The 17,422-nt window shown below is 38.6% G+C and carries 9 protein-coding genes; 1 reads left to right on the top strand and 8 read right to left on the bottom strand.

Annotated elements, in window-relative coordinates; all coding sequences use genetic code 11:
• The first annotated feature begins 1,086 nt into the window (after positions 1-1,086).
• Positions 1,087-1,950 (top strand): SDR family oxidoreductase, encoded by an 864-nt coding sequence (locus NSQ44_RS05955; protein ID WP_340855798.1) that lies wholly within the window; start codon positions 1,087-1,089, stop codon positions 1,948-1,950.
• Positions 1,951-2,379: 429 nt separating this feature from the next.
• Here NSQ44_RS05955 and NSQ44_RS05950 read toward each other — a convergent pair whose 3' ends face one another.
• The 8 genes from NSQ44_RS05950 to NSQ44_RS05915 form a co-directional block, all read right to left on the bottom strand.
• Entirely contained in the window at positions 2,380-2,766 is a 387-nt protein-coding gene (locus NSQ44_RS05950; protein ID WP_327848800.1) for a retroviral-like aspartic protease family protein, read from the bottom strand.
• Positions 2,756-3,010, bottom strand: coding sequence for a hypothetical protein (locus tag NSQ44_RS05945; RefSeq protein WP_327848799.1), 255 nt, complete (start codon positions 3,008-3,010; stop codon positions 2,756-2,758). The genes NSQ44_RS05950 and NSQ44_RS05945 overlap by 11 nt, the downstream gene beginning before the upstream one ends.
• A 914-nt stretch (positions 3,011-3,924) precedes the next feature.
• The gene (locus NSQ44_RS05940) at positions 3,925-5,331 is read right to left on the bottom strand and encodes a restriction endonuclease subunit S (protein ID WP_340855792.1); all 1,407 of its coding nucleotides are present in this window, start codon (positions 5,329-5,331) and stop codon (positions 3,925-3,927) included.
• Entirely contained in the window at positions 5,328-6,809 is a 1,482-nt protein-coding gene (locus NSQ44_RS05935; RefSeq protein WP_340855785.1) for a class I SAM-dependent DNA methyltransferase, read from the bottom strand. Before NSQ44_RS05935 ends, NSQ44_RS05940 begins: the two co-directional genes overlap by 4 nt.
• Positions 6,810-10,055 (bottom strand): type I restriction-modification system endonuclease, encoded by a 3,246-nt coding sequence (gene hsdR / locus NSQ44_RS05930; RefSeq protein WP_340855782.1) that lies wholly within the window; start codon positions 10,053-10,055, stop codon positions 6,810-6,812.
• A gap of 781 nt (positions 10,056-10,836) precedes the next feature.
• Positions 10,837-12,129: a TIGR02679 family protein gene (locus NSQ44_RS05925; protein ID WP_340855776.1), complete on the bottom strand. Its 1,293-nt coding sequence runs from the start codon at positions 12,127-12,129 to the stop codon at positions 10,837-10,839.
• Positions 12,130-12,141: 12 nt separating this feature from the next.
• Complete coding sequence (locus NSQ44_RS05920; RefSeq protein WP_340855771.1) at positions 12,142-16,293, bottom strand: TIGR02680 family protein; 4,152 nt, start codon at positions 16,291-16,293, stop codon at positions 12,142-12,144.
• Positions 16,283-17,413, bottom strand: coding sequence for a TIGR02678 family protein (locus tag NSQ44_RS05915; RefSeq protein WP_340858161.1), 1,131 nt, complete (start codon positions 17,411-17,413; stop codon positions 16,283-16,285). The genes NSQ44_RS05920 and NSQ44_RS05915 overlap by 11 nt, the downstream gene beginning before the upstream one ends.
• Positions 17,414-17,422 lie beyond the last annotated feature (9 nt).

Below are 17,422 nucleotides of genomic sequence, written 5' to 3'. Positions count from 1 at the left end.
GATCAAACCTTTTTCTTTCCATCAGACAAAATGAACGAACGGATGCTCTGCATTTCTGCCATCACCAACCTCAAGGGACAAAGAGTCCAAGTAGGAATCGTAGCCCCTTCAAACTTCACAAAATATACAGAATCAGGATTATCGAGATAGACTTATAACTCATGACAAAGAGAACCGATAGAAATCCTTGCCCCTGCAAACTTCGTAAAAACAAATCAGAATCATCGAAATAGACTTATAGCATACGACATAGAGAACCAATGGAAATCCTCACTCCAACTAACTTCGTAAAATAAACCGAATCAGGATTATCGAAATAGACATGTAACTCACCACAAAAAGGGCAAGTGGCAATCGGCTCCCCTGTAAACTTCGTAAAACCGGATCAGGTTTATCTAGAAGATCTATAACTTACGATTTTGAAAGACTTCCATCGATTTGTCGCTTTCAGCTATATTTTCAGTAAAGCTCCCCGTTTCAATACCTCCACCGATTTCAATATGGATCGGCAATCTGATGTTGAGCCCTCTCCTTCAAAAAATTTTATGAATTGCTCACCTACATTTTAACAGAAAATTCAGAATATTAAACCGTTGTTTTGGAGTATTTTTTCCTCAATTTAAGAACTTACCCCAGATCCCCTGTCCTTATGTGAATGTAACAAAAACTGTTTAAGAGGACAAAAAATCTCTATCATATATAAAAAAAACACGAAGCATCATAGGTTTATCTAGTTTAGGGAAAGAGAAAATAACTTTTTCATGAGTTGAACAACAGGGGCAAACTATTAAAAAGCTAAAAAGAGGAGTTGACTTGTAAAAATTTTGATTGCACGGCCTTATCTATGATAGGCGCGACAAAATGATAGGAGGCATTCACCTTGTTTAGCAGCACAGGCATAAGATTTGATTTACATTTTTGATGCAATTATAATGGTGAATGGTGGGCAAGAATGGCCGAAATACATAATAAACAGTCATTCCTCAATCCAGTCTTCAATTGCGGCCGCCTTCGTTTATTTTTGGCTTCGCCACCTAGATGATGTTATTTATTCAAAAAATCTTTAGAAAAAAAGGAGAAATGTTTATGTCAATTGCGGTTACTGGTGCTACTGGTCAACTCGGTGGGCTTGTGATTCAACATTTGCTCAAAAAAGTTCCCGCCAGTCAAATCATTGCCATCGTGCGTAATGTTGAAAAAGCCTCTACTCTTGCCGATCAAGGCGTGGAAGTTCGCCATGGCGACTATAATCAACCGGAATCTCTTCAAAAGGCTTTTGCAGGTGTCTCCAAGCTGCTCTTTATCTCAGGTCCGCATTATGATAATACGCTTCTTATCGTTCAACATGCAAATGTCGTAAAAGCTGCCAGAGATGCGGGAGTCAAACATATTGCTTACACAGGGTATGCCTTTGCTGAGGAGTCATTAATTCCCCTTGCATACGTTGATTTAGCAACGGAATATGCCATCCGTACGACCAATATCCCGTATACTTTCCTGCGTAATGCCTTATATACGGACTTTTTTGTAAATGAGTGGCTGCGCGCATCCATAGAGTCTGGAGCAATTGTTACGAATGCGGGAAGCGGGATCGTTAATTCAGTAACACGCAATGAACTTGCTTTGGCTGCCGCAACGGTTCTTACAGAGGAAGGGCATGAAAACAAAACGTATAACCTTGTTTCCAATCAACCGTGGACCTTTGACGATCTTGCCCAAATTCTCTCCGAGGTTTCCGGCAAAAAAGTCGTGCATCAGCCTGTCTCATTCGAAGAAGAGAAAAATTTCCTCGTAAACGCTGGTGTCCCTGAGCCGTTTGCTGAAATTACGGCAGCGATCTATGACGCGATTTCCAAAGGAGAAGCGTCCAAAACATCAGATGATCTGCAAAAACTGATCGGATCCTTGACCCCTCTGAAGGAAACCGTAAAACAAGCCCTGAAAATATAAGAATTGACCAAATGACATAAAATGAAAAAACAGAACATCCAATGGCTGCAAACTCGTGACCTGCTTTATCTTAGTTCGGTAGCAAAAAAACAAGAGATGTCAAGAGTGACATAGCTTAAACTTTTAGGAATCAAGCTCAATTAAAAACTCGGGACGGACATTCCGTTTCGAGTTTTTAATTGAACAGGATAAAGATGGTTGCAAGTATAATCATATTTGACTTAGTGTTAACAGAAGATGTTGTGATTAGGTATTTCAATATAATTCAGATTTCGAAGTCAGTGAATCTTTACTTCACCAATTGCTAAATGCGGAATGAAGAGGAAAAAGATCGGAATTTTAAACAGAATTTTCTGAATATAAATCAAAAAAAGAGTCGGATGATGCACAGTGGCACGAATTCTTTTTTGAATCACAGACACCTATCCTTTATTTTGGACCGGAACGGTACATTTCTAATTTGTCTAGGTCTAGAACAAGTCCAGCGTCTAGCAATATATCTAATCCTAACAAACCGTTAATCCCTTCATAGTCCATCCCACTAAAATCAATCTCATACTCTCTCAGTTGAAAAGAACCTAATTTAATAGAGTCCAATTTCTTCGTAAATGCGTGCTCTTTTCCTCCGATTCCGTAATAAGTAACAATATGATCGCCCATCTCTACTCGTAAATTAATATCCTCTACTACATTTTGAGAAATCAGTGTTTTGACAGCACCAGTATCAATGACCATATTATCAATCAACTTAGACCTTCCTTGATAAACAATTTCTATCGATGTAAACAACAACCCATCACGATATTCAATCTGCATAACGAAAATTTCCCCTCAGACCAATCGTTCCACGAACTTTTAAGACAATCTCCTTGTGACTAGTGTGATAAACAAGCTGATCCCCTTTTGATTGCAGTAACTCACGAGTTGCATCCTCATCCGAAACCGTTTCAATGACAGCCACCTCTTCAATAATCTCCTGATCACCCTGTAAATGAGACTTCAATACCTGTAATTTCACAAATTGGTTCGGATACAGTGAACGCACTTCCTGCCATTCCATCTCCATCACCTCAACTTGTTCTTTTAATTGATTATATCACTACCCGAAAACTGAAAAAAGAATAGGCACCTCTGATGCAATATGCATCACTAGCGGAAAGATAAAAATTCATTTCGCCGAATGTTTTACATTTATGCATTTAACGATCGTACATACTACTTGTAGGATTCGATGTTGGTCAAAGAGTCGGAGTATATTGATAAAACCAGCGTTCTGCTGTTGTGTAAGCGAGTTATAACAAGCGAGCGACTTCTTGAATCGTTTTTCCGATACGTAACTGGGCGACCCACAATATTGAAACGATTCCGTTGCGATACTGTGAGACGGAAGACCCGGATAGGAAACAGTAACTGTAAGGAAACAGGCTTGGCAGCGATGTCTTTCTATGGAAAGCTCAACCCAGTATAGCCATGAATCCATTGTTTTCGTTTCGATGACATGTTAGTTGTCCGTCCGAAGCAAGTCGGGCAGATCGGACAATGAGGAGGGGAAGTTCAAAAATCCAGCGTTCTCCCTATTTTCGTTCTCCTTGAATAAGAAAGCCTGTAAATTATATGCAAAAGAAGTTTGATTTATCAAGGTTTTTTAGCTGTTGAAAATTAACTCCGTTCATTAAATTTAACTTAAAAAAATAATTACGTTAGCAAATGTGTTAGCAAGAAAGTAAGTATGTGGTCTGTTGTAGTTAATATGCGTAGTACAAATAACAGAATGACGAAGACAATGTTGAATGAGTGTACTATCCCGCTTCACAACTTTGCGCAATGAAAAAAGAGGGGCTGTCCAGAAAGTCAAATCCCTATTGATAACAAAAAATCATAAACATCGATATATCAACGTTTCTAAAACATAAAAGGGGGGCCGTCAATAAGCCAAAAAACGACTTATTAGACAGCCCCTCCTACATAAATATTTTATTTAGATTTTAACACTTCCTTTAACAACTCAATCGCATGTTCATCGGTTGGATCGTTCGTACCGAGCTCGCCACGGAAGGCTTTATATAAAATCGAATTTTTTAGTGAAATCAATTCCGCTTCCAATTGTTCAATTAAAGTTTGTTCTTCAATTAAATTATTTAACATTTTATCTAAAATTTTAACTATTCTTTTCCACTCATTCTTTGGTGGAAGCGGGAAAGGGAGATCATTCATTTTTTTTGGTGATACCCTTGGAAGATTAATACCATTACTATTTGAAACTGCATAATCTATAGTCGATGGAAGTCCCAAATAGTAGTCTAAAAGTTGATTAAGATATTTATGTTCAGTCCTTAATACAAGTATATCCGTAGAAGCTACACCATCGAAATCAACAACTGCATGCTTATTCAAATAAGGACGAAGCTTTCCATATAATACATCTCCCTTTTTAAAAACAACCTTTTTACTCTTAATGTCTTTAGCTAACTCAGTATGAGATATACCTCCACCTTTTATTAAATGCTCTAAACCTACATAGGTTTCATTTCCAACTGGTAGTACCTGTTCTTTAATTTGTTCAAAAATAGCACCTGTTTTTACCCACACCCAATTCTTTGGCACTTCATATGGTTGCTCTTCTTTTGGAATAAGATCTTTTTCTTTTATGTCATTTGATGTTTCTAGCATACTCTTCTCGTTAGGATCGTTTGTACCTAATTGTCCCTTAAACGCCTTATCTAAAATCGCTGCCCATTGAAGCTCAAAAGATTCTTTTACTTCTTCAATCAACCGCTTTGCTTCATCAATTTTAGCAAAAAGTCGCTCGATTTTCTCAGCAATGCGTTTTTGTTCGTATTTTGGAGGCAATGGGAAAATAAATTTTTTTACATTATTAACGGAAAGATTTGGTTGTGCTGAACCATTGTCATGAATTTCTATCATCGATTTTCCTAATCCGCTTATCAGATAGAAATATAAATAACTATTGTTTACATCATTATTTGGTCTCAGAATAACAAGTGATGAAGCAATTGCGCCTTTATCGATACCTCTAACTATAGCTGCCTTACCTAAAGTTCCTCTTAAACAATATAAAACATCATTATTGATGACTTTCCCACTTCGCAATGAATCATACTTCTCATTTGAAATATAATTCATTTTTTCCATGTTTATATTTCCACTTTCTAGATGCCCTGCATTTATAAAAGGGATTCCATGTTGAACGAAATCTTTTTTTGATGGGTAACCTTTTCCCCTATCACCATTAATAAAATCGACAACATTTCCTAATCTTGTCCACACCCAATTCTTCGGGAGTGGATACGGTTGCTCTTCTTCCGGCACTAATGCTTCTTCTAGTAGTTCTTCCATCAATTTTTGTTTCTTTTTGCTCATTTTTCAAGCACCTCAGATGTTTCTGCCACTTTCAGAATTTCTTTAGAAGTCGCTTGGTAGCTATTAGGTTGTTCGACAGCTTTTAACTCGGCAATGACTTCGTTTAGTAACGAAATCGCTAGTTCTAATTTTTCCACCGCTTCTTCTGCAGATTCGATTGGGTCTGGCAAGTTTTCGTAGACGGACAAGGATTCATCAGCAATTAGACCAATATCCAAGCTGTCGCCTTTTTTCGCAATTTCTTCACGTGTGAACACATTCCAGCGCTCGTCTTTGACTTGGCTGCGATCTTCTGCCGTATAAGCCTTGATAAATCCTTCAAAATGTTCTTTCGTTAGCGGATTCCGTTTGCCGAAGGAAGGCATATTCGTGCGTAAATCGTACACCCATACTTCTTTTGTGTTGCCGACATCTGTTGTCCCGCGGGTGAAGAATAAAACGTTCGTTTTCACTCCTTGGGCATAGAAGATGCCAGTTGGCAAGCGTAAAATTGTATGTAAATTACACTTATCCATTAAGTCGCGGCGAATGTCGGCTCCTACCCCGCCTTCAAACAAGACGTTATCTGGAAGGACAACCGCGGCGCGAGCTTTGCCGTTTGCCTTGAGAGCGCGGTAAATATGCTGCAAGAAATTCAGCTGTTTGTTCGATGTTGTAAAGGTGAAGTCAGTTCGTGTTGCCCGCTCGCCGCCTTTTTTTGTTCCAAAAGGCGGATTCGTTAAAATCACATCAAAATTTTTCAAACTTTCACCTAGTGAAGAGAGGGTATCGCCTAACAAGATTTCCCCATGAATATCATGAAGCAACGCATTCATGACCGCTAAGCGATGCGTATCTCTGACAAGCTCCACTCCTGAGAAAGCTTTATATTTTTGGAACTCTATTTCTTCTTGTGACAAATCAAAATAATCATCCGTTTGCTCACGAATATGACGATCCGCCGCAATCATAAAACCGAAAGTTCCAGCAGCCGGGTCATGGCAGCGTTCTCCCGGCTGTGGGTTCACAAGTTCGACAATAACATCAATAAGGACGCGAGGCGTAAAATATTGCCCCGCACCTGATTTGACTTCACTCGCGTTTTTTTCTAACAGCCCTTCGTATAAATCCCCTAATCCTTCTTGCTTCGCATTGTACCAATCTAAGTTATTGATGGATTGAATAATTTTTTCCAAATTCTTTGGTTCTCTAATATTAGATGTCGCATCTGTATAAATTTGTTTTAATAATTCATTTTCCTCTTTTCCTAAATCAAGCAACAGCTGTTGATAATGCTCTTTCAGTTCAATTCCGTCTTTTTCTACTAACGAATCCCAACGATATTTTTCAGGAATCATATATTCTTGACCGGTTTCTTTCATCATTTTTAAGAACAGCAAATACGTTAGCTCTGTCACATACTGGTGATACGTAATGCCGTCATCACGAAGCACGTTACATAAATTCCATAGTTTTTGGACGATTTCTCTGTTGTTCATCTACGCTTGCTCCTTCTTTTGGTGATAGTTATACAAATTATCATTAATTTCGCGAACAATTTGTGCTAATTGTCCATCGAAAATTTGATTTAATTGTTTAAAGCCTCCACGGCTCTTAAAAGGTTCATATTCAAAAGCCTTTTCAGGGTCCGGATGAAGAACATATTCTTGCAGCAACTGCTTTTCAATACGTTCCAGCCATTTCTTTTGCACAGGCGGCCACGCTTTCATTTGGTAAATTTTCTTCATGGCGTGTTTAATTCGTTCTTCATGACTAATAAGCGGATCGCCTAAAGCCTGCTGGCGGATGAAAGCGATGATGTCCGCTGCGATGTCTTCATTTTTCGCCTCGCGCCAAGCTGCTTGTAATTTTTTCTCGGAAAAACCTTTCTGGTCCAATTCAAGCAATAATTTTTTTAACTCTTCTCTCGTTAATTCAGTTGGACGTTGACATACAATCATTAGCGCAGGGATTTTGTTCATATTGTTTCGGATAAACTCTCCAAATGATTGTAAATAATCATCCGGTTTTTCAGCATTTCCATATCCGCGTTTAACTTCAATAAGTTCATCTTCATGCGTGGAAATATATTGTTTATTTTCCCGATAGCGATTTTCATCCATATAACGGAACATCGATTTATACTCTTTTAACTGTCCAGTTAATTCAACAGGATTCAAGTTTTTTACCCAATCTATAAATTCATCAACTGTTTTTCCACCAGATAATACTTTAAAGTCTTGGTGCTGCTTATCTGACCATTGGCGTTTTTTTCGTTGGATTTTGGCAATAATTTGTTCTTGTTGATGCTGAAGGTGTTCTTCTTTTTCTAAACCTTCTAATTCTTCTACTAATTGAGTCAGTGAAATATTTGGTCGAGTGACAACAGGCTTCATGCTTGTATATGGTTTTAAAGACTCATAGATTCCAACCGCATCGAAAATATTAAAGTGATCTTTTCGGATTTCTTCACATCTTCTCGTTGCTCGGCCTAGCATTTGCTCATAAAGAATCCGAGAGCGAACGCGGCGCAAGAAGACGAGATTTGTAATTGCTGGAACATCGACACCTGTCGTTAGCAAATCCACCGTCACAACAATAGTTGGATATTTTTCATTTTTAAAGCGTCGAATCGCACCTGATGGATCTTTAATAGAGCCTGTAATTTTCATAATCGCATTGTCTTCGACTTCACCGTATACTTTTTCAAATTCTTCTTTTAAAAGACGTACGACTAAGTCTGCGTGATCATCTGCCGCTGCAAATATCAATGTTTTGCCTTCATCGTCAGGAGAAATATAATTCGTCAACTCTCGTATAATAACACGATTAAAGCTTTCTGTGATAACTTTTGTATTAAAATGTGCAACCTCAATATTCACTTCATCTTCAAGGTATTCTTGTGAAATTGTGCCGGAAACCGTATCATATACGTCGACTGTTTCACCTTTGGCCCAAGTGATTCCTTCCTTTTTTAATACCGTTTCAAATTGATACGGTGGTTCATGGTCGACTAAATATCCATCGACGACTGCTTCACGATAAGAATAAGTGAAAACCGGCGGTCCAAAAATTTCTGTAGTATGCAGCGCAGGAGTTGCTGTTAAACCAATGCGAACGGCATCAAAGTAATCAAGTACTTTTCGATATTTGCTTACATAATCATTGTGATCTCTTATTTCAATTTCTATGTCATTCATCTCTTTATCTAGTGTATAGCCTCGATGGGCTTCATCGACAATAATGCAATCATATTGATCAATCGATGGAATGTCTTCTGTTTTCTCGTTGTAGAAAATGCGTTTTAACATTCCTTGTACGGTAGCGATATGTACTTTTGTTTCATCATCTGGTTTTTGATCGTATAACGATTGTAAGCTATAAATTTCAGTGAACGTATGGAAATTTTCCAGCTTACTTTCTTTAAAAGCGCTTTCCGCTTGTTCTCCAAGAGCTTTTCGGTCGACAAGGAATAATATACGATTAAAACGCTTTGCTTTGATCAATCGATAAATGAGACCAATCGCCATTCTTGTTTTCCCTGTTCCGGTTGCCATGGCGATTAAAATGCTGCGTTTTTTCTCTTCCAATGCTTTTTCGACCGCTTGAATAGCTTTGACTTGATAGTCTCGTAATTTAAGATAATCAAATTTTTCATCACGCAAAAATTGCTCCGAACGTTCCGTATCTTTTTCTAATAGATTTTTCAGTCCTTGAGGAGTGTACCATCCTTGAAGTGGTCGCGGGTGATTCGTTGATTTCCGCGCATCTAAAAACCAAATGCCTGACTTTTGTTCTAGCTGTTTTAAAAAGGGGCGGCCATTGGTTGCGAACAAAAATGGAACATAGTAATCTCCCCATGGTTCATGGATCACTTCATGACCATGCCGAACAATAAGCTTTGCATATTCTTTTGCTTGCTCAATGTCAGATGGGATATCTTTACTAGCACGTTTCGCTTCAATGATCCCTACTAGCTCGTTGCCAATAAATAAAGCATAATCAGCGTAACCATGTTTTAAAGGCCACTCCGCAATCGCCATGTTTTTTCCTTTTTCCGGACGAACTCCTTTTGAGAAACGCAGCTTTTCTGAATCAGCCTCCCAGCCAGCATCTCGCAATTGCTGATCAATGAGAATGCGGGTTTCGGCCTCTGTCAATTCAAAGTTGGCGACTGCCCGTTGTGAATATTCACGTCGTTTTTGTTTCTCTTCATTGCTAATATATAGCTGTTCCTTTCGGATCTTCTCAAGCTCTGTTTCCAAATGAGCAAGCTTTTCTTCGTATGACTTAACTACATGGTTCAATTCATCTTCTGATATAGATGTTTGCGGTGTCGGTTCGATATATTCTGGAGCTTGAAATGACCAATCGCCATACACTTCCATAAACCAAACCGCAATTCGAAACGCCATATGCAATAAAGCTTTTGCCTCATTTACTTCACCATAGCTCGGATTATGTACCGCTTGATTCCCCTTCAAACGAATGACCGTAAATAAGTCATATATTTCTTTCGGCAGAATTTGCTCATAAAAAAGAATTCTCAGACGCTCCTGTTGATCAGTTCTACGTTCTTCCTTTATTTCTTCTAACGCTAAAATATATTTTGTTATAGTTTCAGCAAATTTTCTAAGCTCACTTATCGCCACATTTGGATTTTGATAGACATTTCGTTCAGCTGTTTCCCCAACACGGGCGAGAACTTCCCATTTTTCTTCTAAAAAGCGAAAATTTTGCGACATATACACACCTCACCCATAAGAACATGTATATAGTGCTATTTTATCATAAATTTTACAATATATATCATTTCCAGTCATACATCTATTTAATAGAGTTAAGTCCGTACAATTGTGTAAAAATGGATGGGTCTAAAAATACTAGCCAATTTCAAATCCGATCCTTTCAGATGCTTGAGCTTGTAAAATCTGGTTTATTTTAACCGCGAATTTTTTGAATTTCCTTGAAAGAGTTGATGCAAAATTTCTAAATCTAGATTAATCTTGTTTTGGTACTTTCAAATCTTTTCTCCATTAGAGTTTGGCGGTCCAACTTAATTTCAACTGAGTGTTTTTATTTCCTTTGGTACATTTGCTTTTGCTGGCATTGGTATTGAATTGTAACTTATTAAACATATATGATAACTTCTTACAATCATCGCATTTATAGAAACCATCCAAAATTTCTTTCAATTAATAAACCCCTCTAGCTTTATATAAGTATAGGAAGAGCTTCCACGGCAATATTAGAGCAGCTGCAAAATAATTCGCTTTTCTTTCCATTTCAACATAGGAATTATGGACCACTTGCACCAAAATGAGCAAGCTCATCATATATAGACATCGGGTTAATTTAAAACCAACAAGAAGCTTAAAACCTCAAATAATGAAATATGATCATATAAACTCGAAAAGTAAGTACGTCTATCCAAACGTGTATTTTCTTTACTATGTAACCACCTGTCCCCATTCGCACATTGTTAGCAAATCGAATGGGAACAGACTCGCAAATCATGTTTCCAGCCTAATCCCACATGTGGCGACAAATATCTTCATAAAGCTTCTTCAGGATTTCTTCTTGATACCCAGCTTTTTTTATTTCCCGCATTTTCTCTTTGATCGGCTGCAATTCTTCGATCGTAACAGTTTCTAGTTTCGCTACTCGGTCATCCGACAACAAAACTTCTGGAGATGACGCTAAGTAATCTTCTAATTGGAAATGCCATAAATGAATATGCTCCTGATTCCGCTCCTTTAATCGCTGCGCCATTTTTAGTCCTTCAGGATCAAAATCTCCAGAATAATATATTTGACAACCTTCTTGGATGATTAAGTCTATTAACATCAGTGACGCTAGTTTAAATTGCCCATTTGTGCAAATCAGCGGCGGGAAAGCGTCAGGAAATAAATCCAACAAAGCGGAAAATACGCCTGAGTTCTCAACGACAAATACGGTCTGCCCCTTAGCAGGATATGCACGTTTTAACTTCAATATTTCCCGCAATGGCACATTGAGTACTGTATTGGTTTTTACAGCAGAAGCAAACACAGAATGAATTCCCTGTTCCGTTTCTGTCAAAATTCCCGCACATGTCACAAAGTTTAAAATATCTTCCCGTAAAATGCCAAATGATTGCAGGAGCTCATTGACTTCCTCGACTGAGGATAAGTCATAGTCTTGATCAGAGTAAAATTGAAGTGCATGAAGAAATACTTTTCCTTGAAACGTATGTAAGTCAAATGCGTGCGGATCTTTTAGCACTTTTTGTGAAAAAATTGAAAGACGTTCATAATCACCTTTTTTCGGCAAATGTTGAAGCGCAGTGCACACATTCTTTAAAACAGTCTCCAAATGTTCCCGATCTTGCGAATAGGCGATATGAATAAAGCGGTTTTGGGGAGCTGATTCAGTTATAAAAGAGAGAAGCCTTGCTTGTTCGGGATATTGATGAATAAGGTTTTGAAAAAATTCTTCTTTTTTCTTCCGATCTGTTTCCCTCTTCTCTTGATTGGTTGTAATGTCTTCACCAAAATAATTCTCAAGTAACGTAACGAGCGGTATACCGGCAAAGCGCGTTTTCTCTAATTGTTCGGCAAACATTTTTAATGAAACCGAAGGAGTAGATTCTTGATGAAAATCCTTCCCAAAAAACGCCCCGAGCGCTTCTTTTTCTTCAAATGAAAAACCGTCTAATTTGACCGTTCCGCCGATTCTCCCAAGTGATTGATATTTCTTTTTCATCAGCAGAAAAAGGCGGTGAAAGCCGGGTTCACCGCGAAAAAACTCAACAGCATCCGCTACTTTTTGTTCCAACATGAACCATCCTTCCTATATGGATGATGTAAAAGTAAATTCTTCATCCAGATTTGACGCAAGTCGTTTCACTTTTCCATCCCAATGATAACGAATAACCGTAACGTACGGTGCATTTTTCGGACGAACTAGCTCGCAAATAGAAAGCGATGGTACCGTGTCGTAGTCTCCCCAAAGCGCCTGAGAGTTCATGATATAGTTAAAACCAAGCTCTTCGACTAAAGCAAACATATCACGAATGTTATTTTCATCAACGCCGGCAAACGCTTCATCTAACGAAATAATATATGGAGCATCCTCTGCAGCCTCTTGATATCGTGAATATGCCGCGGCAAAAAGAGGAATATACATCGCCATCGCCTTTTCTCCGCCGCTAAATTTATAAAACTTTTGGTTCGTTAATTCCCGCTTTGGTTCATTTGTTTTTTGGTAATAAAGCGTAAACGAGAACCACTTTCGGTAATCGAGCACTTCTTTAATGACTTGGTGAAGCGTATTGCCCTGCCCACTTTCTTCAAGCATTTCTCTCGCTCGGTTGATTTTTGAGCGGAAATGCATCGTAACCCGCTGCAAATCTTCTTCCTTTAGCAGCCGCGAATTCATTCGCAACAATTCGACTAAATCTTTCGTGTCCATTTCTTCTTCGGTTTCCGCGGTCTTCGGCTTCCATTGAATTGAAAACGTCAGACCTGAAGAAGTATCACGTTTTTCCATTAATGCGTTCATATCTTTAACCCAGCGTTCGGCACGCTGTATACGGCTTCGCAATATTCGCCCGATCGTTTTCAAAATAATATCTTCATACAATTCGCGATCCTGTTCGTTAATATATTCTTTTTGCAGCAATATATCTTTTTCAATCTCTTCTAACACAAAATATGGTGTGACGCGTTGACCTTTATAATCAAGCAAAATGATGATACGTCCTGCTTTTTCCTTCCAATCGTTCGCTTTTAGCTCCGATTCCTCATCTAATGAAAGCTCGACGAACGGATTTTGTTTGTTCCAATCGGCAGGTTCCTGTGTCGGACGATATTCGATTAAATTCGGTTGTTCTTGGAAAAATATTCGGTTTAATCGTTCGGTGACAGAAAGTCGTGTATTCTCTTTTAATACAGAACCATATTTCTTGGAAATGTCTATTGCTTTGTCCAAAAGCGAGCCTGTTTCATTTTCGTCAACAAACACTAGCCCTCGTTCCAATTCTTTGGCAAATATCTCTTCCCATGCTTGGACAAGAACCTTTGCAAATTCCAGTTTTCTCTCTAAACTGCTTAATTTGTTTTCCATGTTTGAAAGCTGATTCCCGATGTCTGCTTGCTTCTTAATTTTCTCAGGAATTTCCGTTGTTAAAAACGTTAATCGTTCTCGAATCTGTTGAATCTCTTGGCGAATATGTTCCGCTCCCATTTTCGTTAACATCGATTCGATATGCTCAAGTTCAAGTGATACCCGCTGTTGTTGATCGAGAAGAACATTGATTTCGCCTTTCGCTTCGTCTATTTCGTTTTGTAATGTTTCAAGCTGATCATTTAGATTTTTGATCATTTCATCGGTGTGCACAATGTTTCCATGCGTAATTTGTACGTCATTTAACTCTTTTAAATATGATTTCATATAAGACAAAGCATCTTCATACCCTTTTTTTGAAAACTTAAGGTCCAGTCCTTCTGTCTTGTTGCGCAAAGTATTTTTCACTTGCTGCCATTCTCGAGCGATTTGTCCGAGTTTTTCATTTTTCCTTACTGTTTCTTGTTCTTTGCTTGCTGCCAGGAGTTTCGTTTGCTCCCACTGGTCATAGGCATATTTGACATTTTTGTCAGTTGGAAACAATTGAAACCCTTCCGTAATGTGGCGGATTCGTTCATCAATGGCTACCAGCTGCTCTCGTTTTTCTCTGAGTTGAGTGTTTAAAAGCTGTAATTCTTCCTCAAATTGCTGAATTTTCTCAAGACGCAGCCGTTTCCGTGCGGCTCTTCCAATATACTTTGCCTTTTCCCTTTCAGGGGCATGTCCTTTTAAAAGTCCTAGTGAATATTGTCCGGCTTCGTTAATGACAAAATATTCGTTACCTTGCTGTTCGTCCGATACGATAATACTGCGCAATACCGCTTCGATTCGTTCCTTAGTAACACCTGAGTCATTCTCTACATCAGGTTTTAAATAATCCTCTAGCGTGTGTGCCATCATTGCCGGGTTTGGCATGATTACTCGATCATATTGGATATCTAAATCCGCTTCCACAATTAAAGCGTCGAGCAATCCAGCATGATTTAATGTAGATTCGATCCGTTCCCGCAACTCTTCAGAAACGTGCTCCTGAAACTCCACCGCCGCATATAACGGAACAAAAGGTATTCCTTTTTCTTTTAGCGACGCCCTTGTTTGCACCGTTTGCATGTCTCGTTCTGGTTCTGGATCTTTTTGTTCCTTCCAATAGCGTAATTTTTCTTCCGTTTCACGAAATTCATTTTCTATCAATTTCATTTCATGTTGTTTTTTAATTTTTTCCGCTTTCCACGATTCTAAAGATTGATAATATTGATTCGTAAACGGTTGTTTCACCTCTTCGAAATGATAGCGCTCATAAAGCTCATTCAACCTTTGTAAAAATACTTGAAATGCTTCGTCATCCACCTTTATATCCGGATACATTTTGCTCCATTCAAACACGCTTTCCTGCAAACGGGATTTTTCGTCTTCAACCAGTTCATACCATTTTTTCTCTTCATTTTTTAGTTGGTCTAATTCCCTATTTAATTCGCCGAGCTCTTTATACGTTTCTTCATAACGTAATTGAATTTCATCATGTTCTTTCCAAAGTCCGTTAATTTGCTCCAGTCGATCAAAATGTGCATTAGCTTCCCGCTTCCATACGGTAAAATCAAATTCATATTCTCGGTTCCGCTGAAAATCTTCTTCGTTGATTGTATGCTCGGAAAAAGAGCTTTCTAACGCATCGTTCCGCATCATTTCTAACTGTTCTGTTAGCTTTTTCAATAACTGTTCGAAACGTTCTTCATACATGTTTAAGTTTTGTTCAATTTTCCGTTCTTGCTCTCGTTTTTCATCTATAAATCTTTCTTTCTTTTTGAGCTCTTTGTTTATATTCTGCAGTTTTTCCGCTGTTTCATTACGCTTTTCTTCTGCCTGAAACACTTCATGATTGGATAAATCAAGTTCCCGTTTACGCAGCACTTCTTGTTCAATCGATAATTGTTGAGTCTCTTCTTTCAATGTCGCAAGTGTTTCCTCATATTCACGATGTTGTGCGACAAACTGTTTCTTTTCTTCAGCTAACTTTTTAAAGCTTTTTTCCGATTTTACATATTCATTCGCTTTCTCAGCCAACATATACTCATTGTAAGTCGAATAATGCTGGCAAAGATGCTTTAGAGCCTTCTCGTCTTTTTCAAGCTGTTCTAATTGTTGTTTTGCTTGATCCATATTTTCTATCGTTTCTGACAAGTGTCGCAGCTCTTCATCTGTAAGTGCTGGCAGCGAGCTTTCTAATATTTCGTAGATCACAGTTGGCTTAAAATCTTTTGAAAGCTTCGGACTGCGTAATTGAATGAGTAATTCAATCAATTCGTGGAACGCATCAAGCGACTCAAATCGAAAAATATGTTTATTCACTAACTCCATATATTCACGTTGCGAATCAACAACCGTACCGCCTTCACCAATAACAGTGATCAACTCCCGTTTCGTTAAAGGAATTTTTTGCGTCTTCCCGTCTGTCTTTTCTTCTTTATATAAACGCAAGTCTTTGCCGATGCGCCGATTGTCAAAAACGACAAATCCCCAAAAATCCATATTTTTCTGCCGTTTTGCCCGTAAGCCGATACCCGTTGTGATATATTGTTCAGAGTTTTTTCGCTTATATTCTAAAAATAAATAGCCTGTTCGTTCGTCCCTGTCGACGAGTTCTTTTTCCCCAAGCAAGTAATCTTCCATTCTTCTAGCTCGGGAACCGAACGGATCGAGGCGATCAGGACTCTTTTTTCCATCAAGCAGAACCGGAAGAAAACTTTGCATCGTCACCGATTTGCCGGAGCCGTTGCTTCCACGCAATAGAAGTTTTCCGTCTGCGAAATGAAAAAATTCTTCATCATAATACCAAAAATTTAACACTCCCGCTCGATATAACTCCCATTTACTCGTCATCTTCATTCGTTCCTTTCATTAGAAAATCATCAGGATATGTTCCGACTAATCGACCTAAAAGGGGGTAGAGAATAATCATCCCAGTCTCCGCTTCACGTTCTGCCATTTTCCACTCCTTTAATGCACTCAATACTTCATCAGAAAGCTGAGAGATTGTCATGTCGCGGTATGTTTTACTCCATCCTTCGGAAAATTCGTCACGGCATTTTTTTAACAGACCTAAAAAATCATTTGGTGTTAAGCGGATTTGTCCATATTCATCAGGCATGTGAACATCAAGATGCTGGCGAATCATTTTGGAAAAATGAAGAATAATCTCCGAAGTACCTTTTTGATCTGGAAACAGCGTATAGCGGCTTTGACGTTCCGGTAAAGTTAAAAGTGCCGCATTTTTAAAAAGTTCATAGTGATAATCAGTATGTTTTTCAATATCTTCCCGCAAGCGATGGCGAAAGTTTCTTAAATAATAAAAGTCAGGATCGTCTTTTTGTCTTCGATAAATGGCTGGCGATAAAAATAGTTGCCGATATATCCGATGGCGGCGATAGTCTTGCGGGGACGCTTTCCATTCTTCTTCTAAAATCTCCTCTATCGTTTCATATTGAAACAAGTCTTTCGGATATGATCTCATAAAATAGCGGGATACAACGGGAACTTCATAGAGTGCTTCATGGTCTTCTTTATTTGCAAACCCTTCAAGATCCCCATCGACGCGTTTTACGATACCAATTTGCTCCGACGTCCTCAGCACCCGAATGAGCGACTTCCGATGTTGATAATTCGTCCAATCGATTGGCAGTTCCCCGGGATACATCGCTTGAATCTCTTCACATAAATCGGACAGAAGAAATTTCTCATCGACGGCTTTGCTCTCTAAATATGCTAATAAGCAGCAAAACAAGGCATAATCTAATATATCTTGAAAATCTTGAATACCCATCCACGATTCTGGCTCAGCCGGGATTTTCTCGAGCTTTGCAAAATAGCGGTGAATGATTAGCCGATATCCAAACTTTTCTTGCAAGTAACGTTTCAATACTTTTTCACGTTCTCTAATCTTTTGATAAAGCTCTGGTTCCTCTTCCCGGACAATCCAGAAGTTTTCAAACAGGGCTGTCATGGCTTCTTT

It is taken from the genome of Aeribacillus sp. FSL M8-0254 (assembly GCF_038008845.1).
GTDB classification, from domain to species: domain Bacteria; phylum Bacillota; class Bacilli; order Bacillales; family Aeribacillaceae; genus Aeribacillus; species Aeribacillus composti.
This window is presented reverse-complemented; position numbering and strand designations above follow the sequence as displayed.